The organism is Curtobacterium sp. MCPF17_051 (assembly GCF_003234595.1).
Classification (GTDB): domain Bacteria; phylum Actinomycetota; class Actinomycetes; order Actinomycetales; family Microbacteriaceae; genus Curtobacterium; species Curtobacterium flaccumfaciens.
On the sequence record NZ_QKSE01000020.1, the window covers coordinates 1 to 19,893 of the forward strand.

Below are 19,893 nucleotides of genomic sequence, written 5' to 3' on the forward strand. Positions count from 1 at the left end.
TCGTGATGCACTGCACCAGCGGGGCCCGGGGGGCGTTGCATCTGGCACGGTCCAACCCTGGCACACGGTGCCCGGAGCGGGCCTCGAAGTGGTCACCGGGCGTCGTGTACGGTGTCGCTCGAGACACGGGGTGCCGCATCCAGCGGCTGAGATCACACCCGTCGAACCTGCTCGAGCTCGTACTCGCGAAGGGATCGTCCATGGAAACCGCTGCGCCCTCCCCTGCCTGGGCCCACCGAACCGCCGAACTGCTCGAGGCCGTGCGTGCCCGGGCCCCGCTGGTGCAGTGCATCACGAACACCGTCGTGCAGAACGTCACGGCGAACGTGCTGCTCGCGCTCGGGGCCTCGCCCGCGATGGTCGACGTGGCGACCGAGGCGGGGCCGTTCGCCCGCGTCGCGGACGCCCTGCTGGTGAACACCGGCACCCCGCACGCCGAACCGCGGGTCGCCGCGCTCGAGGCCGTGCACGCCGCCCGTGACGCGGGCACCCCGTGGGTCCTGGACCCGGTGGCCGTCGGCTCGCTGCCGGTGCGGACCGCCCTGGCGCGTGACCTGCTCGCGCTGCGCCCGACGGTGCTGCGGGGCAACGCCTCCGAGGTGCTCGCCCTGCTCGGCGACTCGGCCGGTGGCCGCGGGGTCGACAGCACCGTGGGCACGGAGGACGCTCGGGTCGCGTCGGTCGCTGCTTCGGACGGGAGGCTCGTGGCCGCGGTGGCCGTGTCGGGTGCGGTCGACCTGCTGGTCGCGCCCGGCATCGGTGTGGTCCGGGTCGCGAACGGCACCGACCTGCTGACGCGGATCACCGGAGGCGGGTGCGCGCTCGGCGCGGTCGTCGCCGCGTTCACGTCGGTCGCGCCGGAGGACGCGGGGGCCGCTGCCGTCGCCGCCACCGCGGTGCACACGATCGCCGCCGAGCTCGCGGCACGGGAGGCCGGCGGACCGGGGACCTTCCAGCCGCTGTTCCTCGACCGGCTGGCGTCGCTGACGCCGGAGGACGTCGTCCGCGAGGCCCGGATCACCCTCGAGGCCGCTCCCGCGGTCGACGCCCGGGCGGTGTCGGCGTGAGCGGGCTGCAGTCTGCGGGGTTCGGCGTCTACCTGGTGACCGACGGTGCCCTGGCCGACCGGCACGGCATCGGGGTGCTCGGGGTCGTCCGCGCCGCCGTGCACGCCGGGGTCCGGATCGTGCAGGTGCGGGACAAGGACGCCTCCGCGCGTGACCTGCTCGCCCTGACCGCCGCGGTCGCCGACGCCGTCGGGGAGCGCGCGAGGGTGGTGGTCGACGACCGGCTCGACGTCGTCCTCGCCGCACGGCACGCGGGACACCGGGTCGCGGGCGTGCACCTCGGCCAGTCCGACGTCCCCGTCACGGCCGCTCGCGCCCTGCTCGGAGCGGACGCCCACGTGGGCCTCACGGCGAACACGCTCGCGCACCTGGCTGCCGTCGAGCGACTCCCCCGCGGCACCGTGGACCTGCTCGGCGTCGGGGTCGTGCACCCCACGGCGACGAAGGCCGACCACCCGCCGGCCCTCGGCCACGACGGGTTCGCCCGGTTGGCCGCCGCCACCGACCTGCCGTGCGTGGCGATCGGCGGGGTGACCCTCGACGACGTCGTGCCGCTCCGGGCAGCCGGTGCCGCGGGCGTCGCGATCGTGTCGGGCATCTGCGCCGCGGCCGACCCCGGGTCCGCCGCGGCGGCGTACGTGGCCGCGTGGGGCCGTGGACCCGGCCACGGGGCGGAGGCCGGACGATCCGGTGACCTTGATCCACGCCTCTCCCCACCGGTACGGCCGGTCCGCCGCTGGCGCGTCGCCCCGGAACCGGCGGCGTGGGCCCAGGCCGACGCCACGCACCACGGGGCGGACGCATGAGCGTCCCACGGGTGCTGAGCATCGCCGGGACCGACCCGACGGGCGGGGCCGGGATGCAGGCGGACCTCAAGGCGATCGCCGCGCACGACGGGTACGGGATGGGGGTCGTGACGGCGCTCGTCGCGCAGAACACGCACGGGGTGCGGTCGGTGCACCTGCCGGACGTCGGGTTCCTGCGGGAGCAGCTCGACGCGGTGTCGGACGACGTCGTGGTCGACGCGGTGAAGATCGGGATGCTCGGCACCGCCGACGTCGTGCGGGTCGTGACGGACTGGCTGCGGGAGCACCAGCCGCCGGTGGTCGTCGTCGACCCGGTGATGGTGGCGACGAGCGGGGACCGGCTGCTCGACGAGGACGCGGCGTCGGCCATGGGGGCGCTGTTCGCGCTCGCCGACCTGGTGACGCCGAACCGGGCCGAGCTCGTGGTGCTGGCGGAGCTCGCCGGCGCGGGTGCGGCTGGTTCCGGTGCGCCGTCGTCGGCTTCGTCGTCGTCGGCTTCGTCGCTGGATGCCGCGCGTGCCGTGGCGGCGCGGTGGGACGTCCTGGTGCTGGCGAAGGGCGGCCACGACGAAGGGCCGACCTCCGATGACGTGCTCGTGGCACCGGACGGAACCGTGCGGGTGTTCACCGGTCCCCGCGTCGCGACGACGAACACGCACGGCACCGGGTGCTCGCTGTCCAGTGCGATCGCGACGCTCGCCGCGCGGCACGGCGACTGGGAACTCGCGGTCGGGGTGGCGAAGGAGTGGCTGACGGCGGCGCTGCGCGGGGCGGACGCGCTGTCGGTCGGGAGCGGCAACGGCCCGGTCGACCACGGAGCGCAGGCGCGGGCAGCCCTGCCAGCGCTGTCGTACACGGACGTGTGGTGGACGGACGCGGCTTCGGTGCTGCAGGAGACCATCGACTGCGCGTTCCTGGTGGGGCTCGGGGACGGGACGCTCGAGCCGGAGGTCTTCGCGGGCTACCTGGCGCAGGACGTCCACTACCTGCGGGCGTACGAGCGGCACCTGGCGACGCTCGGGGTCGGTGCCCCCGGTGTCGGTTCGGGTGATGGTGCCGGCGCTGCTGCTGCGTTCTGGGCGGCGGCTGCGCAGGGGTGTGCGGACGAGGCGCGCGACCTGCACCACCGTCGGCTGGCCGGCTCGCACGCCGACGATCCCGTGCACCCCACGTGCGCCGGGTACCTCGCACACCTGCAGGAGGCCGCCGACTCCGGCTCCCCGGCGGTGCTCGCCGCCGCGGTGCTGCCGTGCTTCCGGGTCTACGCCTGGGTCGGGTCGCAGCTCGGGGTCGCGCCGGACGGGCATGCCTTCGCCGACTGGATCACGGCGTACGGGGACCCGGGGTTCGCGGCGTCGAGTGCCGAGGCGACCCGGCTCGTCGAGGAGGTGGCCCGTGCGGCGACACCCGACGAGCGAGGGCGGATGGCGCGGGCGTTCCGACGTTCGGTGGAGTGGGAGCTCGCGTTCTTCCGGATGCCGACGGAGGCACGCGACGCCCGAGTCTCGCGCTGAGGGACGGTTCTCGGGTTGGCTCACCCGAGAACTGTCCTCCGGGCCGAGTCTCGGCGGGGATCAGCGGGCGACCGGCGGCAGCCGGACCAGTTCGACGGACAGCTCGGCACCGCTGACCGTGCCGCGCATCCACGTGTGGTCGGGCTGACGACGGCGGTCGGTCGGCGAACCGGGGTTCAGCAGGCGCATCCCCGACGGGGCCACGGTGTCCCACGGGATGTGCGAGTGGCCGAAGACGAGCACGTCGGTGTCCGGGTACTCGGCGTCCATCCGCCGCTCCCGACCGGTCGACGCCCCGGTCTCGTGCACCAGGGCGAAGCGCAGGTCCTCGACGCCGAACCGGGCGACGAGCGGCAGCCGGTCGTCGAACTCCGCACCGTCGTTGTTGCCCCGCACGCCCTCGAAGCGGCTGGACCGCGCCTGCACGGCGTCGAGGGTGGCCAGGTCGACCCAGTCCCCCGCGTGCACCACGAGGTCGGCGGCGTCGATGTCGGCCCACAGCCCGGGCGGCAGGTCCTTCGCGCGCTTGGGCAGGTGCGTGTCGGACAGCAGGACGAACGACGTCGTCACGACTCGGTGGGTGCCGGCATCGGGAGCCCGGCCTCGTCCGAGGCGCCGAGGCGCTCCAGCAGCCCGGCGAGCAGTGCGATGTCGTCGTCGGACCAGTCGGCGAGCCGTTCGTCGAGCGCGTCGCGGTGCAGCTGCACCGACCGCTCGAGCGCTGCGCGGCCGGCGTCGGTCGCCTCGAGCGGCTTCGCGTTCCCGCTGCCGCCGTCGGTCGTCCGCACCAGCCCGGTCGCGAGGAGCCCGGACAGCTGCCGCGAGATCGTGGAGCGGTTCAGCCGCAGGTAGCGGGCGATGTCGATGGCCATGCAGCCCGGGTGCTGGACGACGAAGTCGACGAGGGACTGGTCGACGACGCTCAGGACCTGATCCGAGCCACGGGCACGGATGCTCGCCCGACGGGTGATGCGGGCGAGCTCGGTGTACGCCCGGCTGATGTCGCTGTTCCGGACCTTGGAGCTCGGGTGGTCCATGATGGCTCCAGCCTGTCTGCGCCGGCGCCGGCCGGCGGTCTTCTCGTCCCGTCACCATACCGGCGGGTACGCCTGGTGTGGGGTCAGCGGGCGGCTGCCGCTGCCCGGAGCGCGGGGATGTCGAGCTTGATCATCTGCATCATGGCTTCGAAGACCCGGGCGTTGGCCTCCGGGTCGCCCGATCCGCTCATCAGCTCCCCCAGCATCGACGGGGTCACCTGCCACGCCAGACCCCAGCGGTCGGTCAACCACCCGCACGCCATCGGGCTCCCGCCGTCGGCGAGCAGCGCGTCCCACAGGCGGTCGAGCTCGTCCTGCGTGTCCACGTCGATCTGGAACGACACCGCGTCGGTGTGCGGGTGGCCGGGGCCACCGTTCATCGCGCGGTACGGCTTGCCGAGCAGCGTGAACTCGACGACGAGGGCACGGCCGTCGGGCATCCAGCTGACGCTGTCGACGCGGCTGTCGGGGAACAGTCCCACGTAGTACTCGGCCGCCTGCTCGGCCTGGTCGTCGTACCACAGGAACGGGGTGATGGTGGGCACGGGGAGCCCCTTCGTTCGGTGCTCAGTCCGCGGCGCTGCGGCTGAGCAGGTCGGCTTTCTCGGGATGCTCGTCGAACCACTTCCCGACGAACCAGCACATCGGCACGATGCGCTTCGTGGTCGACGACTCGACATCGGCGACGGCGTACTCGACGAGTTCGGCCGCGTAGCCGTGGCCGCGGTGCTTCGGGACCGTGTAGGTGTGCGGGAACGCCACCGCGTCACCGTTCACCCGGTAGTCGAGCACGCTCACGAGCTCGCCGCCGACGTACATCGCGTAGCGGTCCTGGTCGGTCTCGTCGCGGAACTCGTGGTCCATGCCCGCCATCATGCTCCCGGAAGGGCGTTCGTGCCGCCCGGGGAATGCACGACGTCGGGCAGCGTTGCAGGGACACCATGACAACCATCGGAATCATCGGCGCCGGCAACATCGGATCCCAGCTCGCACGACTCGCGGTACGGAACGGCCACCAGGTCGTCATCGCGAACTCCCGCGGCCCGGAGACCCTGACCGACCTGGTCACGGAACTCGGCGACGGCGCACGCGCAGCGACCCGCGACGAGGCAGCCGCAGCGGGCGAGATCGTCGTCGTGACGGTGCCGCTCGCCGCGATCGAGACGATCCCCGTCGAACCGCTCGTCGGCAAGGTCGTCATCGACACGAACAACTACTACTGGGAGCGCGACGGCCACATCGCCGCCCTCGACGACCAGTCCACGACCACCGCGGAGCTGCTGCAGGACCACCTGCCCGGCGCCCGCGTCGTGAAGGCGTTCAACCACATCGGCGCCGACGACCTGACCGGCCATGCGACGCCCGCCGGCACCCCGGACCGTCGTGCCCTCGTCATCGCCGGCGACGACGACTCCGCCAAGCAGACCGTCTCCGAGCTCATCGACGCGTTCGGCTTCGACGTCGTCGACGCCGGGCCCCTCGCCGAGGGCTGGCGCATCCAGCGGGACACCCCCGGCTACGGCCCGCGGATGACCGCCGCCGAGCTGCGCGACGCCCTGGCCGCAGCGACGCGCTAGTCCGCCGCGCCGCGCAGCACCGGCACCCACCGCTGCTGTTTCGCGCTGAGCGACACCTCACGGGCTCCGCAGCCCGTGACCTGTCGCTCAGCGCGAAACGAGCCAGGGCGGAACGAGCGCGCCCGCTCAGGCCCGGTCGAAGATCGTCGTCATGTCGGCGATGTCGTCCTCGGTCGGCGCCCATGTCGTGCCCGCCGCGACGTTCTGCGTGATCTGCTCCGGCTTCGTCGCCCCCGCGATGACGCTCGACAGCCCCGGCTGTGCCAGGAGCCACGCGAACGTCGCCTGCAGCATCGTCACGCCCCGGTCGTCGCAGAACCGCTGGTAGTCGTCGAGCACGTCCCACGGGGCGTCCTCGAGCACCTGCGGCTTCGAGGTCGTCAGCCGCCCGTCGGCCGGGCCGCCCGCCTTCGTGTACTTGCCGGTGAGCAGCCCGTTGTAGAGCGGGAAGAACGGCAGGAACCCGAGCGCGTACGCCCGCACGGCCGGCAGGACCTCGGCCTCGGCATCCCGGGCGAGCGGGCTGTACTCGTTCTGCGCGGACACGAACGCGGTGGTGCCGGCGATCGACGCCGTGAGCTCGGCCTCGGCGATCTGCCACCCCGCGAAGTTCGAGTGGCCGACGTACCGGATCTTGCCCTCGCGCACCAGGTCGTCGAGCACCGACAGGGTCTCCTCGATCGGTGTCACGTCGTCGGGCCGGTGCATCTGGTACAGGTCGATCCAGTCCGTACCGAGACGCCGGAGCGACGACTCGACCGCGAGCCGCACGTACCGGCGGGACCCGCGGACGCCCCAGTCCGGGCCGTTCGCGCCCTGCATGTCCATGCCGAACTTCGTGGCGAGGACGATCTCGTCGCGGCGGCCGCGGATCGAGCGTCCGAGCATCTCCTCGGACATGCCCGGCACGCCGCCGTAGATGTCGGCGGTGTCGAAGAGCGTCACCCCGGCGTCCAGGGCCGCGGCGACGACGGCGTCGGTGCCCTCCTGCGACTCGGACGCGGTTCCCCGCCGCCCGAAGTTGTTGCAGCCGAGGCCGACGGTGGAGACGACGAGCCCCGAGGGGCCCAGGGGACGGTGTTCGATTCCGGTCATCACCCGACCGTACCGGCGACCCCGAACTGGGGCTGCGATCCACCCAGCGGTTGCCGCTACAACTGAGCATGGATCAGTCGACGGAAGGAGCGCCGCAGTGGCAGCGCATCGCATGCCCGAATCGGACCGGCCCCGTCGGCCCGTACCGGCCTGGGTGACCGCGCCGCCCGTCGACGAGGTCGCGCCCGAGCGGGTCGCCGCCGTCGGTCACGTGAACGCCTCCGACCGGGAGGCCCGCCCCACCCCCGCCTCGTCACGCGCCGCCCACGCGGCGCCGGTCCCACCGACCACGGTCACCCCGGCCGGGAACGTGCCCGCCGCGCACGCACCCGCGCACGCACCGGCCGCCGAGCCCGCGTCGATCGCCGCACTGGTCGAGGCCGACGCCCCGGTGCCCGACTTCCCGCCGCAGCAGGAGCTGCTGCCCCCGGCCCCGACGTCGCCGAACGTGCACACCGTGCCGTTCGAGACCCCGGCGGTGCCGCCGTCGTCGGTCGTCCCCGCATCCGGGCTCGTGGTGCCGGTCTCCCCGGTCGCCGCCGCACCCGCCTCGGCGGACGCCACCCCGCTCACCACCCCGTCACCGGAGGCCTTCCCGGCACCGCCGCCCGCCGCGCCCGCGGTGCCCGTCGCCGGACAGCCCCGGTTCTCGGTGCCCGGCCTCGAGCACGTGGTCGTCGAGGGCACCGAACCCGAGCCCGTCGGCCCGATCGGCTACCGGACGCCCCGACGCTTCGCCCAACAGCAGGCCGCGGCACGGTCGGCCGCACCCGCACCCGCTCCCGCAGTCGCAGTCGCAGCCGCACGGTCGTTCGACGCCGTCCTGCACGCGGCGCCGGCTGCTGCCGCTCCCGGCAGCCCCGCCGTCGCGACCCCGGACGCCCCGACGACCACGGCCGTGGTCGCACCCACCCCGGCGCCGCAGGGTGCGGGCGGGGGCGAGGCGGGCCTCCCGACGGAACTGCTCGACCAGCCCGTGGCCGCAGCCGCCGTGCCGGAGCCACGTCGTGCGCTCGGCGCGACCGCCGGTGCGGTGCTCGGTGCCGTCGCCGGGATCGCGACGATCGGTCTGGCGGCCTGGTGGTTCACCGCGCCCGCGACCGTGCACGGTGTCGGCGTGGTGCTCGGACTGCTCGCGCTGGTGCTCTCGATCGTGACGCTGCGCGACCGGACGGCCACGTGGCAGCGGCCGGTCGCGCTGCTCGGCGCCGTGCTCGGTGGTGTCGGCACGGTCGTGCTGCTGTGGGCGGTCGCGGCGGCGCTGCTGCCGCTCGCGGGGGTGACGCTGCCGGACGTCACCGGCACCGGCACGACCCCGACGCTCGCCCCGTAGCGCAGCGAGCGCCGCGAGCGCTCAGACGCCGTCGTCTCGGCAGGACGCCGCGTCGACGTCGAGACGCCCCCGAAAGTCGCGGCGTCTCGACGGCTCGGCGGCGTCGAGACAACACGCCGGCGTCTCGCCGCGCCCACCAGCCCGAACACGCCGGCGTCTGGCCGCCGATGCACGAGCTCAGACGGCGCGGACGACCCCGCGGGACAGGATCGCGTTCGTCAGCGCGTCGATCGGCTCCCGCTGCACCGTCGGGTTCGCGATGAGGACGTAGTCCACCGCCGGCAGGTCCGGCAGCCCGAGCCGCTGCGACACCTTCACCAGGTCCGCCGGGATCAGCGAGTGCGGGAACACCGCGACGCCGATGCCCGCGCGCACCGCGGCGAGCACCCCGTTGACGTCGCGGGTGTTGCAGGTGATCCGCCAGGTGCGGCCGGCGGCCTCGAGGGCGTCGATCGCCATCTGCCGGCTGATGCTCGGCGCCTGGTACGCGATGAGCGGGACGGGTTCGCCGGATTCCAGGGCGATGCCGTCCTGCGCCATCCACACCATCTGGTCGGTGGCCACCCGGGTGCCCTCGGCGGACTCCCCCGCCGTCTGCTTGATGAACACCAGGTCGAGCTGGCCGGCGTGCACCCGGCGGAGCAGCGGTGACGACTGGTTCACCGTGAGCTCGAGGTTCACCTGCGGGTGCAGTCGTCGGAAGTCCCGCAGGATCCGCGGCAGCTGGGTGATGGCGAGGTCGTCCGCCGCCCCGAACCGCAGCCGTCCGCGGGTGGCCGCGCCGGAGAAGTAGGCGTCGGCGGTGGCGTGGGCCGCGAGGATCGTCCGCGCGAACCCGGCCATCGCGTCCCCGTTGTCGGTCAGGGCGACGCCGCGGGTGTCCCGGGCGACCAGGGTGCGCGCCACCGCGGTCTCCAGGCGCCGGACGTGCTGCGACACCGTCGGCTGGCTGATGCCGAGCCGGGTGCCGGCCTGCGTGAAGCTGCCGGTCTCCGCCACGGCCAGGAACGTCTGCAACAGGACCGGATCGAGCACGGGCACCTCGTTCGTTCGCGCGGCCGTTCGCGGGGTCATTCGACATCGCAATGGAGTGATAGCCACCATACGGGTATCGAATGGGCCGGCGCCACGTAGTTTCGTTGGGGTACCAGATCCACACCGACGTCCGGAGAACCCCGCACCGTGAGCGCGTCACCGACGACCCTCCCCCCACCCACCGAACCGCTCCCGATCCAGGCCACGCGACCGCCGTGGCGCCACACGCTCATCGCCCTGTCCGTGCCGAACTTCCGGCTGTTCACGGCGACGAATCTGGTGGCGATGACCGCCGGCTGGATGCAGCGCATCGCCCAGGACTGGCTCGTGCTGCAGCTGACCGGGTCGGTCGCGCAGGTCGGCATCACGGTCGCGTGCCAGTTCGCGCCGATGCTGCTGTTCGGGCTGCTCGGCGGCGTCCTGGTCGACCGGTTCTCGAAGCGCGCGCTCATGATGATCACGCAGGGAGCCTTCGCGGTGCTGTCCGCGCTGCTCGCCGTCCTGACGCTGGCCGGCGTCGTCGAGGCGTGGCACATCTGGGTGATCGCGTTCCTGGTCGGCATGGTCACCGTGATCGACAACCCGGCACGGCAGGTGTTCGTCACCGAGATCGTCGGGCACAAGCACCTGCGGAACGCCATCAGCGTGAACTCGTCGGTGTTCCAGCTGGGCGGCATGATCGGTCCGGCGCTGTCCGGGGCCCTGCTCGTCGCGGTCGGCGCCGGGTGGTCGTTCGGCGTGAACGCGATCGCCTGCGTCGCCGTCGTCGTGACGCTCGGGTTCCTCAAGGTCTCCGAACTCCACCGCACGCCCCCGACTCCGCGTGGCAAGGGGCAGCTCGTGGAGGGCCTCCGCTACGCCGTGCACAAGCCGACGATCATCGTGCCGGTGATCCTCGTCGCGTTCTTCTCGGTGTTCGCACTGACGATGCCCGTGCTGCTGTCCGCCTTCGCGTCACAGGTGTACGACGTCGGTGCCGGCGGCTACGGGGTCTTCAACTCCGCGGTGGCGATCGGCGCCCTGGTCGGCGCGCTGCTGTCCACCCGCCGGGCCGTCGTCCGGCTCCGCACCATCGTCGGCGGGGTGTTCTGGACGGGCGTGCTGCTCGTCGTCTCGGGGTCGATCCCGGCGATCGCACCGTTCACCGTCGCGCTCGTGGCGGTGGGGATGTCGCAGCTGCTGTTCCAGACCGCGTCGAACTCGCTCGTGCAGCTGTCGTCGAACGTGGCGATCCGCGGCCGGGTGATGTCGCTCTACGTCCTGGTGCTGCTCGGTGGGCAGGCGATCGGCGGGCCCCTGATGGGACAGGTCGTCGACCACTTCGGTGCGCACGTGGGGATGATGGTCGCCGGTGGGGTGCCGGCAGCTGCCGCCGCGGTGATCGCGCTCGTGCTCGCCCGCCGGGGCGGCCTGCACCTGGCGGTGCGGATGCGCCACCACCTGCCGGTGCCGGCGATCGTCGCCCACTAGCGGGGCCCTGGCGGTGACCACCCGCCGGCCTGGAGGCCCGTGGCGGTTCCGTCCCGCGCCTCCCGTCCGCCCGCTGGTCGCGCCGGGTCGTACGCAAGACACCGGTGTCTACGCTCGACACCGCGGGATCCCGCGGTGTGTTGCGCGAACACCGGTGTCCCGCGAGGGGGCAGTGCCTCAGTAGGCGACGCCGAAGCGCGTCTGGTGGTGTGCCGGGGTGACGATCTCGTCGACGAAGGCGATCGCGTAGTCGGCGCCGGAGATGTCCGAGTTGCCCTCGGCGTCGGCGAGCAGGACCTCGTCGGAGACGCGGTAGGTGCCGCGACGCTCGCCCGGGTTGTAGCTGCCGAAGGCCGCGGCGGGGCTCACGTAGAACCAGTCGACCTCGGTGCCCGAGGCGCGGAGGGCGTCGAGGATCTGCGCGTGGCTCTTCGCCTCGCCCTTGAAGGCGTCCGGGAAGCCGTCGGTGTCGAAGAGGCGGGGGCCGTCCTCGGACACGCGCATCGAACCGGCACCGCCGACGATGCCGAGACGCGCACCCGCTGCTGCGGCGGCGTCGACGAAGTGCTGGAACTTGTCCTTCAGCTCGCTGCCGTCCGCCTGCACGGCGTGGAGCGAGACGATGACGACGTCGGCACCCTTCGTCACCTCGGACACGAAGTCGGCGTCGAACGCGTCACCCTGCGCCAGGGTCAGGCCCTCGGCCGGCTCGAGCTTGCTCGTGTCGCGGGCGACCGCGGTGACGGTGATGCCGCGGGAGAGTGCCTCGTGGGTGATGGCGGAGCCGGCGTAGCCGGTGCCTCCGAAGACGACGATGTTGGTCATGGTGTTCCCTTCGTGGACGTCACGGGCGTCGGTGACGTTGACAGTCACCGTACAAGAGTTACTCTCTTTCAGTAAGTAGGCACCTGGCGGTGCGTTGCGGAGGACACCATGTCAGCACTCGAGTACAGCCCCTACGCGGCGGACTGCCCCAGTCGGCAGCTGCTCGACCGGATCGGCGACCGGTGGAGCGTGCTGACGATCGGCGCCCTCGCCGACGGTCCCGCACGGTACTCGGCGGTGGCGGCCCGGGTGCAGGGGGTCTCGCAGAAGATGCTCACCCAGACGCTGCGGGCGCTCGAACGTGACGGCATGGTGACGCGGACGGTGTTCCCCGAGATCCCGCCGCACGTGGAGTACGAACTGACCGAGCTCGGTCGGTCGCTGCGCACGGTGCTCGTGCCGCTGGAGGACTGGGCCACCTCACACATGCCCGACGTCGCCGAGGCGCGCGAGGGGTACGACGCGCGCTGAGCACCCCGCACTCGGAATCCCCGACGGCGACGAGTGGTTGCCTGGGGACATGCGATCGATCGTCTACACGAAGCCCGGTGCCAGCAGCGTCCTCGAACTCGTCGAGCGGGAGATCCCGGAGCCCGGTGCCGGTGAGGTCCGCGTCCGCGTCGTCGTCTCCGGCGTCAACCCGACCGACTGGAAGGCCCGCGCCGGCGGCACCTACGGGGACGGGTTGCCGTTCCCCGAGATCACGCCGAACCAGGACGGCGCAGGCGTCGTCGACGCCGTCGGTCCCGGAGTCGAACGGCTGACCGTCGGCGACCGCGTCTGGCTGTTCATGGCGGCGGCGTCACGGCCGACCGGCACCGCGCAGGAGTACACGGTCGTGCCCGAGTCGCGCGTGGTCCCGCTGCCCGATGGCGTCTCGTTCGACGTCGGCGCCTCGCTCGGCGTCCCCGCGATGACGGCGCACCGGGCCCTCACCACGCACGAGGACGGCCCCGCACGCCTGGGCCCCGGAGCCCTCGACGGCTTCACCGTGCTCGTCGCCGGCGGCGCCGGTGCCGTGGGGCACGCCGCGATCCAGCTCGCCCGCTGGGCCGGAGCGACCGTCATCACGACGATCAGCTCGGACGCGAAGGCGGCACTGGCGACTGCGGCCGGCGCCCACCACGTCGTGAACTACCGCGAAGAGGACGCCGCCGAGCGCATCCGGTCGATCGCGCCGGACGGTGTCGACATCGTCGTCGAGGTGTCGATCCCACAGAACGCCGCGCTGGTCGCCGACGTGCTGGCGAACCACGGCGTCGTGTCGATCTACGCGAACAACGGCGGTGACGAGGCGAGCCTGCCGATCCGCCCGAACATGAGCGTGAACGCCCGCTACCAGTTCCTGCTGCTCTACACGATCGGCGACGAGGCACTGTCCGCGGCGGCCGAGGACCTTACCGAGGCGCTGCACGACGGCGTGCTGCCGGTCGGCGAGGACGCCGGTCTCCCGCTCACCCGGTTCGCGCTCGAGCAGACCGCCCAGGCGCACGACGCGGTCGAGCAGGACACGGTCGGCAAGGTGCTCATCGACGTGCCCGAGGCGCGGTAGCCGCGACAGCGGATCCGGCTCGGCCTCCGCAGACGACGAACGGCCCCCGCGCACGCGTGGGGGCCGTTCGTCGTGGACGATGCGGGAGGGGTCAGCGACCCAGACGCGCAGCGATGGCTGCGGTGACCCGGAGCCGGGCTGCAACGCGCTCGCGTTCGATGTTGGCGGCGATGACGTCGAGGTCTTCGTAGTCGGCGTCGGTGGTGGTGTCGTTCCAGTTCGGCGAGGAGATCCGGGCACGCCCGAACGACGGCGGAGCAGGGTTCACGGTCGTCATGGGGGCATCGTACGTCGAGCGTCCGACAGAGCGTGTGAGCATCACGGGCCTTTCCTTGGATTGCGGTCGCGCTCGGGGAACGAGTAGGTCAACGAGAACGCGACGGCCATGAACGACGCCATCATCGCGATGTTCTTGGCGTCGAGTTCGGTGAAGGCGTCGGGGACCGGGGAGTCGACGGTGAGCATGCCGAACGAGTACTGGTCGGACCGGATCACCACCGAGACGTACGAGGTGTACCGCGGTTCGAAGCCCGGCAGGTCCTGGTCGACGTCCACATCGGCGGAGCGGTCACCGACGATCCGGGGTGATCCCCCGACCAGCACCCACTCGAGGTTGCGGTCGCCGTAGGGCGTGCCCGCGCGGAAGACCCCGGCGGTGTCGCCGGCGCCACCGTGACCGATCGGCTCGAGCGCCCGCAGGTCGGTGGACAGCTGGTACACGTTCGCGCGGACGTCGGGCACCTTCGGCAGCAGGTAGAACGCCAGGGCCACGGCGACGCGGTCGGCGACGACCGAGAGTTCGCCGTGGCGATCGGACCGGGGCAGCTCGGTGAACCGGACGAGCCGGGTGGCGATCTGGCCGAACGCGTACCGGACCGCCGTCGACTGCTCGAGCTCTGCCGCGGTGGCGTTGTCCTCGGCCACCGACCGTGCGGCGTCGCTGCGCCGGGTCCGGACCACCTGCACCGTCACGGCGCCGACGAGCACGACGAGCCCGAACGCGACGAGCGACAGTCGGACCGCCGGCGTGACGAACAGGTTCGGCAGCTGGAACGCCGCGGTGGGCGCAGCGGCCACCACGATCGGCCACACGACCGTGCCGACCCGTCCTGAACGCTGTTGCCCCATGACCACGACGCTAGGTCACGCCACCGACGCGGACGGAGTTGTCCACAGGCGGGTTCTCCACAGGACGCGTCGGCCTCCACCGGCCCGCCGCACGCAGCTGGTAAGCAGGACCCATGACCGACGTCAGCACGCCCGTTCCCGGATCCAGAGCCCTCGTCCTCGGTGGCGGAGGTGTCGCCGGCATCGCGTGGGAAGTCGGTGTCCTCGTCGCCCTGCAGGAAGCCGGCGTCGACCTCGACGCCGCCGACCTCGTCGTCGGCACCAGCGCCGGCAGCGTCGTCGGCGCGTTCGTCCGGAACGGTGCCGTCCAGCAGGCCTACGACCAGCAGCACACCCCGGCGCCGACCACCTACGAAGAGCCGGCGCCCATCGACGTCGAAGCAGTGCAGCAGCACATCGGCGCAGCACTGCAGGGCGCGACCGGCGAGCAGGACGCCCGCGCTCGACTCGGTCAGGCCGCCCAGCAGGTCATCGGCGGGCAGAGCGACGACGAGCGCACGGCGACCTTCGGCGAGACACTCCCGTCCACGGAGTGGCCGGAGAAGCCGCTCGCCGTCACCGCGGTCGACGCCACCGACGGCACCTTCCGCCTGCTGACCGCGGCCGACGGCGTGCCGCTCCCCCGTGCGGTCGCAGCCAGCTGCTCGGTACCCTTCGTCTGGACACCGGTCGCCATCGACGGCCGCCCGTACGTCGACGGTGGCGTCCGTTCGGGCACCAACGCCGACGTCGCCGCCGGGTACGAGCGGGTGCTCGTCATCGCCTGCGGCCCCGAGGGCCCGTCGCCGTGCGGACCCTGGCTCGACGTCGCCGTCGAGGCGCTGCGCGCCGGCGGTTCGTCGGTCGAGGTCGTCGTGGCGGACAGCGCGTCCCAGCAGGCCTTCGGCACGAACTCGCTCTCGCTCGCCACGCAGGCGCCGTCGGCCGAGGCCGGCCACGCCCAGGGCACCGCGGTCGCCGAGCAGGTCGCCGCCTTCTGGGCCGAGGACCTGGCGAGCGTGCACGCATGAGCACCCCGTTCTCCGACCTCGACCAGTACATCGCGCTCCCCCGCGTCGACGGCATCGACATCAGCTCCGACGGCGCCCGCGTCGCGCTGACGGTCAGTGCCCTCGACCCGGACGGCACCGGGTACCGCCGATCGATCTGGCAGGTGCCCGCGACGCCGACCGCCGACACCGCCGCGCGCCCGGTCCGCCTCACACGCTCGGCCAAGGGCGAGGGCGGCACCGCCTTCACCCGCGCCGGCGACCTGCTCTTCGTCTCCGCCCGGCCCGACGCCGACGCCACCGACCTCGAGGCAGCCCAGCTCTGGGTGCTGCCCGCGACCGGTGGCGAGGCGCGTCCGCTCACCCGCCTGGCCGGCGGCGTCGGTGGGGTCCTGGCCACCGCGGCGTCGTCGGACGTCGTCGCGCTGACCGCCGACCTGCTGCCGGGGGCCGGGTCCGACCCGGCGACCGTGCTCGAGGCCGACGCGGAGCTCCGCAAGACCCGGAAGGACAAGCAGGTCCGGGCGATCCTGCACGAGACCTACCCGGTGCGGTACTGGGACCACGACCTCGGCCCGGCACAGACGCACGTCCTGACCCTCGACACGGCCGACAGCGACACCGACAGCGACGCCGCCGGCGCTGGCGCCGACCCCGTCCAGCCCGTCGACCGCACACCGGCCCCAGGCCGCTCGCTCGACCACGTCAGCGGGGCGCTCACGCCCGACGGCTCGGTCCTGCTGGCATCCGTGGGCGTCCGGGAGGCCCGTGGAGACCGCTCCGCGCTCGTCACCATCGACCTGTCCAGCGGCCACCGCACGGTGCTGTTCGACGACGTCGACGTCGACCACGAGATGCCGGCGCTCAGCCACCACGGTCGGACGATCGCCTGGGTCCGCACCGTTCGCTCCACCCCGGCCGGCGCGAACCAGCAGGAGGTCTGGGTCGCCGGCATCGACGGCTCCGACGCCCGCCGCGTCGCGACCGACTGGGACCGCTGGCCGAGCGAGCTGGTGTTCGAACACGGCGACCGCGCGCTCCTGGCGGTCGCCGACCAGGACGGCCGCGCGCCGGTCTTCCGCATCCCCCTCGACGGCGGAGCCGTCGAGCAGCTGACGCACGACGACTGGGCGTACTCGAGCCTGCGCGTGGCGGCGGCGACGGGCGTGGTCGTGGCGCTCCGGGCCTCCTGGGCGGCCCCGCTGCACCCGGTGCGGATCGCGACGGACGGCACGGTGACCCCGTTGGCGACGCCGGCGCCCCTGCCGGACGTGCCCGCCCACCTGGAAGAGGTCGAGACGACCGCAGCCGACGGCGCCCGCGTGCGCGGCTGGCTCGTCGTGCCCGAGGGCGACGGGCCGCACCCGCTCGTCCTGTGGATCCACGGCGGACCGCTCAACTCGTGGAACCAGTGGTCCTGGCGCTGGAACCCGATGCTGCTCGCCGCGCGGGGCTACGCCGTGCTGCTGCCGGACCCCGCACTCTCCACCGGTTACGGACTCGACTTCGTGAACCGCGGCTGGAACGCGTGGGGGCAGGCGCCGTACACCGACCTGATGGCGATCACCGACGTGGTCGAGGCGCGGACGGACATCGACGCGACCCGCACCGCCGCGATGGGCGGGTCGTTCGGCGGGTACATGGCGAACTGGGTCGCCGGGCACACCGACCGGTTCCGCGCGATCGTCACCCACGCCAGCCTGTGGGCGCTCGACCAGTTCAACGGCACGACGGACATGTCGCAGTACTGGTCCTCGATCTTCGACGCCGACGGGATCGCGGCGAACGATCCGCACCGGTTCGTGGCCGACATCACGTCACCGATGCTCGTGATCCACGGCGACAAGGACTACCGGGTGCCGATCGCCGAGGGGCTGCGGCTCTGGTCGGAGCTCGCGGAGCACCACGCGGCACCGGACGGCTCGATGCCGCACCGGTTCCTGTACTTCCCGGACGAGAACCACTGGGTGCTCGCTCCGCAGCACGCCGTGGTCTGGTACGAGACGGTGTTCGCGTTCCTCGGGCAGCACGTGCTCGACCAGGAGTGGGAGCGGCCGGCGCTGCTCGGGTAGCGCACCGGCTCGGCGAACCGGGGCGGGCCGCTAGACGAACGCGGCCTGCCCGGTGATCGCCCGCCCGACGATCAGGGTGTTGACCTCGCGCGTGCCCTCGTACGAGTAGATCGCCTCGGCATCCGCGAAGAACCGGGCCACCCCCTTGTCGAGCACGATGCCGTTGCCGCCCTGCACCTCGCGGCACCAGGCGACGGTCTCCCGCATCTTCGCTGTGGCGAACGCCTTGGCCATCGCCGAGTGCTCGTCGCCACCGCCCCCCGCGTCCTGCATGGCCGAGGCCTGCGTGCACAGAGCGATCGAGGCCGTGATGTTCGACAGCGACTTGACGAGCAGGTCCTGCACGAGCTGGTGTGCGGCGATCGGCTTGCCGAACTGGATCCGCTCGCGGGCGTAGGCCAGCGCGGCCTCGTACGCCCCGACCGCGATGCCGACGGCCTGCCAGGCGACCTCGGTACGGGTCAGTCGGAGCACCTCGGCGGTCGAGCGGAACGACGTCGCGTTCTGCAGCCGACGCGACTCGGACACGCGGACGTCCTGCATGACGATGTCGGCGTTCTGCACGCCGCGCAGTGCGATCTTGTCCTCGATCTTGGTCGCGGTGAAGCCCGCGGTGTCGGTGGTGACGAGGAAGCCCTTGACCTGACCGTCGGCGACGTCCTTCGCCCAGATCACGACGACGTCCGCGAAGGTGGCGTTGCCGATCCAGCGCTTCTCGCCGTCGAGCACCCACTCGTCGCCCTCGCGCCGGGCGGTGGTGCGCAGACCCTTCGCCGAGTCACTGCCCGAGTACGGCTCGGTGAGCCCGAACGCCCCGACGATCTCACCCGCGGCCATCCGCGGCAGCCACTCGCGCTGCTGCTCGTCGCTGCCGGCGACCGCGATCGAGTTCATCGCCAGGCCGGACTGCACGCCGATGAAGGTGGCGACGCTCGCGTCCACGCGTCCGAGTTCGAGGGCCGCCCAGCCGCGGTACACGGCTGAGTTCTCGAACTGCCGCACGAGCGGGACGCCCGGCCCGTACATGCCGAGCTCGGCCAGCGGTGCGATCACCTGCATCGGGAACTCGGCGCGCGCCCAGTACGCGTCGGCGATCGGCGCGACCTCACGCTCGAGGTACTGCCGGAGCCGCCCGAGCGACGCGCGCTCCTCGACCGTGAGCTGCTGCTGGAAGCCGTAGAAGTCCGATTCGAGCAGGGGCGTCGCGGGCATCGTCGTTGACATGGGAACCACGATGCATCATTCTCGAAAACGTTGCAAGAGAGGATCGCGTGTACACATCGGATTCAGCGCTGCGCGCCTTCCGGGAGGCCCGTCACACCTTCATCGCCGGCTCACGGATCGACATGGGGGCGTTGGCTGCCGCACTCGGCGTCGACCGGACGTCGCTGTTCCGGTGGGTCGGCAACCGTGACCGGTTGCTGTCCGAGATTCTGTGGTCCCTCGCGGTCCCGACGCTCGACGGGGCCACCCACGCCGCCGACGAGATCGGGGCGACCGGAGCAGCCCGGCTCGTCGTCGTGCTCGACCGGTTCACCGCCGACCTGATCGACGCCCCGTACTTCCGGGCGTTCCTGACCCGCGAACCCGCTCGGGCGATGCGTCTGCTCACCACCTCGGACAGCGACGTGCAGAGCCGGTTCGTCGCCCGGGTGACCGCACTCATCGAGCAGCAGGAGTCGTCCGGTACGTTCGATCCGGCACCGTTGTCGGCTGAGGAGCTCGCACGGCTGCTCGTCCGGATCTCCGAGTCGTTCACCTACGCCGAGTTCATCTCCGGTGAGACCCCTGATCCCGACCGGGCCCGTGCGGCGTTCGAGTACGTCCTGCGGCCCGACGCGGTGCACGCCACCCCCGCACCACCGATCGGAGACCGATGACCATCGACGAGTACCCGTTCCGCCGGACCTACCCCACCAGGTGGAACGACAACGACATGTTCGGGCACGTCAACAACACGATCTACTACTCGGCGATGGACAACGCGTCGACGTACTGGTTCCGCGAGGTCGCCGGGCTCGACCCGTTCTCGTCGGAGTGGATCGCCGTGCTGGTGTCGTCGAGCTGCCGGTTCGTCGAGTCCGCCGTCTGGCCGGACGTCATCGAGGTCGGGATGCGTTCGAAGCACCTCGGCAACACGAGCCTGTCGTGGGAGTTCGGCCTGTTCCGCCAGTCCGACGGCGCCCTGCTCGCCACCGGTGAGTTCGTGCACGTCATCATCGACCGCGAAGGCGCCCGCCGTCCGATCCCGCTGCCCGCCGAACTCCGCGAGCTCGTGACCGGCTCGATGGTCGCGCCGCAGCCCGCCGTCGCCGACTGACCGGGACCCTCCGCGCAACCGAAGTGCCCCCGAACCCCGCGATCGCGCGGTTCGGGGGCACTGCGGTCGTGCA

General features: G+C 72.5%; 22 protein-coding genes and 1 riboswitch. Of the genes, 12 read left to right on the plus strand and 10 right to left on the minus strand.

The window, feature by feature from the left end; translation table 11 throughout:
* Window positions 1–116: 116 nt before the first annotated feature.
* Window positions 117–212: riboswitch (TPP riboswitch) on the plus strand.
* From thiM to thiD, 3 genes are all read left to right on the plus strand, one after another.
* Window positions 201–1,067, plus strand: coding sequence for a hydroxyethylthiazole kinase (gene thiM / locus DEJ35_RS14675; RefSeq protein WP_181420169.1), 867 nt, complete (start codon window positions 201–203; stop codon window positions 1,065–1,067). Its footprint overlaps the riboswitch before it by 12 nt.
* On the plus strand, window positions 1,064–1,873 hold the full coding sequence (gene thiE, locus DEJ35_RS14680) for a thiamine phosphate synthase (protein WP_258378500.1): 810 nt from the start codon (window positions 1,064–1,066) through the stop codon (window positions 1,871–1,873). Before thiM ends, thiE begins: the two co-directional genes overlap by 4 nt.
* Window positions 1,870–3,387, plus strand: a complete 1,518-nt coding sequence (thiD, locus tag DEJ35_RS14685; RefSeq protein ID WP_111123933.1) for a bifunctional hydroxymethylpyrimidine kinase/phosphomethylpyrimidine kinase — start codon at window positions 1,870–1,872, stop codon at window positions 3,385–3,387. The genes thiE and thiD overlap by 4 nt, the downstream gene beginning before the upstream one ends.
* A 60-nt stretch (window positions 3,388–3,447) precedes the next feature.
* Here thiD and DEJ35_RS14690 read toward each other — a convergent pair whose 3' ends face one another.
* The 4 genes from DEJ35_RS14690 to DEJ35_RS14705 all read right to left on the minus strand — a co-directional run bounded on the left by DEJ35_RS14690 (window position 3,448) and on the right by DEJ35_RS14705 (window position 5,288).
* Complete coding sequence (locus tag DEJ35_RS14690; RefSeq protein WP_110862569.1) at window positions 3,448–3,957, minus strand: metallophosphoesterase; 510 nt, start codon at window positions 3,955–3,957, stop codon at window positions 3,448–3,450.
* Window positions 3,954–4,424 (minus strand): MarR family winged helix-turn-helix transcriptional regulator, encoded by a 471-nt coding sequence (locus tag DEJ35_RS14695; protein WP_110862568.1) that lies wholly within the window; start codon window positions 4,422–4,424, stop codon window positions 3,954–3,956. The genes DEJ35_RS14690 and DEJ35_RS14695 overlap by 4 nt, the downstream gene beginning before the upstream one ends.
* Window positions 4,425–4,507: 83 nt before the next feature.
* The gene (locus DEJ35_RS14700) at window positions 4,508–4,969 is read right to left on the minus strand and encodes a VOC family protein (RefSeq protein WP_111123932.1); all 462 of its coding nucleotides are present in this window, start codon (window positions 4,967–4,969) and stop codon (window positions 4,508–4,510) included.
* A gap of 22 nt (window positions 4,970–4,991) precedes the next feature.
* Window positions 4,992–5,288: a GNAT family N-acetyltransferase gene (locus tag DEJ35_RS14705; protein ID WP_110862566.1), complete on the minus strand. Its 297-nt coding sequence runs from the start codon at window positions 5,286–5,288 to the stop codon at window positions 4,992–4,994.
* Window positions 5,289–5,365: 77 nt separating this feature from the next.
* Between DEJ35_RS14705 and DEJ35_RS14710 the strand changes: the two genes are divergently transcribed.
* Complete coding sequence (locus DEJ35_RS14710; RefSeq protein ID WP_111123931.1) at window positions 5,366–6,001, plus strand: NADPH-dependent F420 reductase; 636 nt, start codon at window positions 5,366–5,368, stop codon at window positions 5,999–6,001.
* A gap of 126 nt (window positions 6,002–6,127) precedes the next feature.
* On the opposite strand, the gene DEJ35_RS14715 is transcribed toward DEJ35_RS14710, so the two are convergent.
* A complete protein-coding gene (locus tag DEJ35_RS14715; protein WP_111091071.1) occupies window positions 6,128–7,096 on the minus strand; it encodes an aldo/keto reductase in 969 nt (322 codons plus the stop codon).
* A gap of 112 nt (window positions 7,097–7,208) precedes the next feature.
* On the opposite strand from DEJ35_RS14715, the gene DEJ35_RS14720 reads away from it, so the two are divergent.
* On the plus strand, window positions 7,209–8,429 hold the full coding sequence (locus tag DEJ35_RS14720) for a hypothetical protein (protein WP_146244810.1): 1,221 nt from the start codon (window positions 7,209–7,211) through the stop codon (window positions 8,427–8,429).
* A gap of 177 nt (window positions 8,430–8,606) precedes the next feature.
* On the opposite strand, the gene DEJ35_RS14725 is transcribed toward DEJ35_RS14720, so the two are convergent.
* The gene (locus DEJ35_RS14725) at window positions 8,607–9,464 is read right to left on the minus strand and encodes a LysR substrate-binding domain-containing protein (RefSeq protein WP_111123939.1); all 858 of its coding nucleotides are present in this window, start codon (window positions 9,462–9,464) and stop codon (window positions 8,607–8,609) included.
* Between the two features lie 147 nt (window positions 9,465–9,611).
* Between DEJ35_RS14725 and DEJ35_RS14730 the strand changes: the two genes are divergently transcribed.
* The gene (locus DEJ35_RS14730) at window positions 9,612–10,934 is read left to right on the plus strand and encodes an MFS transporter (protein ID WP_111123929.1); all 1,323 of its coding nucleotides are present in this window, start codon (window positions 9,612–9,614) and stop codon (window positions 10,932–10,934) included.
* Between the two features lie 177 nt (window positions 10,935–11,111).
* On the opposite strand, the gene DEJ35_RS14735 is transcribed toward DEJ35_RS14730, so the two are convergent.
* Window positions 11,112–11,759: an NAD(P)-dependent oxidoreductase gene (locus tag DEJ35_RS14735; RefSeq protein ID WP_111193057.1), complete on the minus strand. Its 648-nt coding sequence runs from the start codon at window positions 11,757–11,759 to the stop codon at window positions 11,112–11,114.
* A 108-nt stretch (window positions 11,760–11,867) separates the two neighbouring features.
* On the opposite strand from DEJ35_RS14735, the gene DEJ35_RS14740 reads away from it, so the two are divergent.
* Window positions 11,868–12,230 carry a helix-turn-helix domain-containing protein gene (locus DEJ35_RS14740; protein ID WP_071247254.1) on the plus strand — a complete coding sequence of 121 codons (363 nt, stop codon included), beginning with the start codon at window positions 11,868–11,870 and terminating at the stop codon, window positions 12,228–12,230.
* A 49-nt stretch (window positions 12,231–12,279) separates the two neighbouring features.
* On the plus strand, window positions 12,280–13,311 hold the full coding sequence (locus tag DEJ35_RS14745) for an NADPH:quinone reductase (RefSeq protein WP_111193030.1): 1,032 nt from the start codon (window positions 12,280–12,282) through the stop codon (window positions 13,309–13,311).
* Between the two features lie 91 nt (window positions 13,312–13,402).
* Here DEJ35_RS14745 and DEJ35_RS14750 read toward each other — a convergent pair whose 3' ends face one another.
* Window positions 13,403–13,588 (minus strand): hypothetical protein, encoded by a 186-nt coding sequence (locus tag DEJ35_RS14750; RefSeq protein ID WP_027465208.1) that lies wholly within the window; start codon window positions 13,586–13,588, stop codon window positions 13,403–13,405.
* Between the two features lie 41 nt (window positions 13,589–13,629).
* Window positions 13,630–14,439, minus strand: coding sequence for a GAF domain-containing protein (locus tag DEJ35_RS14755; RefSeq protein WP_111236062.1), 810 nt, complete (start codon window positions 14,437–14,439; stop codon window positions 13,630–13,632).
* 113 nt (window positions 14,440–14,552) lie between these two features.
* Between DEJ35_RS14755 and DEJ35_RS14760 the strand changes: the two genes are divergently transcribed.
* Entirely contained in the window at window positions 14,553–15,449 is an 897-nt protein-coding gene (locus DEJ35_RS14760) for a patatin-like phospholipase family protein (RefSeq protein ID WP_111193031.1), read from the plus strand.
* Window positions 15,446–17,500 carry an alpha/beta fold hydrolase gene (locus DEJ35_RS14765; RefSeq protein WP_111193032.1) on the plus strand — a complete coding sequence of 685 codons (2,055 nt, stop codon included), beginning with the start codon at window positions 15,446–15,448 and terminating at the stop codon, window positions 17,498–17,500. Before DEJ35_RS14760 ends, DEJ35_RS14765 begins: the two co-directional genes overlap by 4 nt.
* Before the next feature lie 30 nt (window positions 17,501–17,530).
* Here DEJ35_RS14765 and DEJ35_RS14770 read toward each other — a convergent pair whose 3' ends face one another.
* The gene (locus DEJ35_RS14770; protein WP_111193033.1) at window positions 17,531–18,712 is read right to left on the minus strand and encodes an acyl-CoA dehydrogenase family protein; all 1,182 of its coding nucleotides are present in this window, start codon (window positions 18,710–18,712) and stop codon (window positions 17,531–17,533) included.
* Window positions 18,713–18,771: 59 nt separating this feature from the next.
* Here DEJ35_RS14770 and DEJ35_RS14775 point away from each other — a divergent pair, with 59 nt between their 5' ends.
* Window positions 18,772–19,380 (plus strand): QsdR family transcriptional regulator, encoded by a 609-nt coding sequence (locus DEJ35_RS14775; RefSeq protein WP_071247243.1) that lies wholly within the window; start codon window positions 18,772–18,774, stop codon window positions 19,378–19,380.
* A complete protein-coding gene (locus DEJ35_RS14780; protein ID WP_111123924.1) occupies window positions 19,377–19,820 on the plus strand; it encodes a thioesterase family protein in 444 nt (147 codons plus the stop codon). Before DEJ35_RS14775 ends, DEJ35_RS14780 begins: the two co-directional genes overlap by 4 nt.
* Window positions 19,821–19,893 lie beyond the last annotated feature (73 nt).

What these genes read in the sequence shown, in the direction of transcription:
- thiM (WP_181420169.1), top strand. Translation starts at nt 201, where the DNA reads ATGGAAACCGCTGCGCCCTCCCCTGCCTGGGCCCACCGAACCGCCGAA.
- thiD (WP_111123933.1), top strand. Translation starts at nt 1,870, where the DNA reads ATGAGCGTCCCACGGGTGCTGAGCATCGCCGGGACCGACCCGACGGGC.
- DEJ35_RS14695 (WP_110862568.1), bottom strand. Translation starts at nt 4,424, where the DNA reads ATGGACCACCCGAGCTCCAAGGTCCGGAACAGCGACATCAGCCGGGCG.
- DEJ35_RS14705 (WP_110862566.1), bottom strand. Translation starts at nt 5,288, where the DNA reads ATGGACCACGAGTTCCGCGACGAGACCGACCAGGACCGCTACGCGATG.
- DEJ35_RS14710 (WP_111123931.1), top strand. Translation starts at nt 5,366, where the DNA reads ATGACAACCATCGGAATCATCGGCGCCGGCAACATCGGATCCCAGCTC.
- DEJ35_RS14715 (WP_111091071.1), bottom strand. Translation starts at nt 7,096, where the DNA reads ATGACCGGAATCGAACACCGTCCCCTGGGCCCCTCGGGGCTCGTCGTC.
- DEJ35_RS14720 (WP_146244810.1), top strand. Translation starts at nt 7,209, where the DNA reads ATGCCCGAATCGGACCGGCCCCGTCGGCCCGTACCGGCCTGGGTGACC.
- DEJ35_RS14735 (WP_111193057.1), bottom strand. Translation starts at nt 11,759, where the DNA reads ATGACCAACATCGTCGTCTTCGGAGGCACCGGCTACGCCGGCTCCGCC.
- DEJ35_RS14740 (WP_071247254.1), top strand. Translation starts at nt 11,868, where the DNA reads ATGTCAGCACTCGAGTACAGCCCCTACGCGGCGGACTGCCCCAGTCGG.
- DEJ35_RS14745 (WP_111193030.1), top strand. Translation starts at nt 12,280, where the DNA reads ATGCGATCGATCGTCTACACGAAGCCCGGTGCCAGCAGCGTCCTCGAA.
- DEJ35_RS14750 (WP_027465208.1), bottom strand. Translation starts at nt 13,588, where the DNA reads ATGACGACCGTGAACCCTGCTCCGCCGTCGTTCGGGCGTGCCCGGATC.
- DEJ35_RS14755 (WP_111236062.1), bottom strand. Translation starts at nt 14,439, where the DNA reads ATGGGGCAACAGCGTTCAGGACGGGTCGGCACGGTCGTGTGGCCGATC.
- DEJ35_RS14760 (WP_111193031.1), top strand. Translation starts at nt 14,553, where the DNA reads ATGACCGACGTCAGCACGCCCGTTCCCGGATCCAGAGCCCTCGTCCTC.
- DEJ35_RS14765 (WP_111193032.1), top strand. Translation starts at nt 15,446, where the DNA reads ATGAGCACCCCGTTCTCCGACCTCGACCAGTACATCGCGCTCCCCCGC.
- DEJ35_RS14770 (WP_111193033.1), bottom strand. Translation starts at nt 18,712, where the DNA reads ATGCCCGCGACGCCCCTGCTCGAATCGGACTTCTACGGCTTCCAGCAG.
- DEJ35_RS14780 (WP_111123924.1), top strand. Translation starts at nt 19,377, where the DNA reads ATGACCATCGACGAGTACCCGTTCCGCCGGACCTACCCCACCAGGTGG.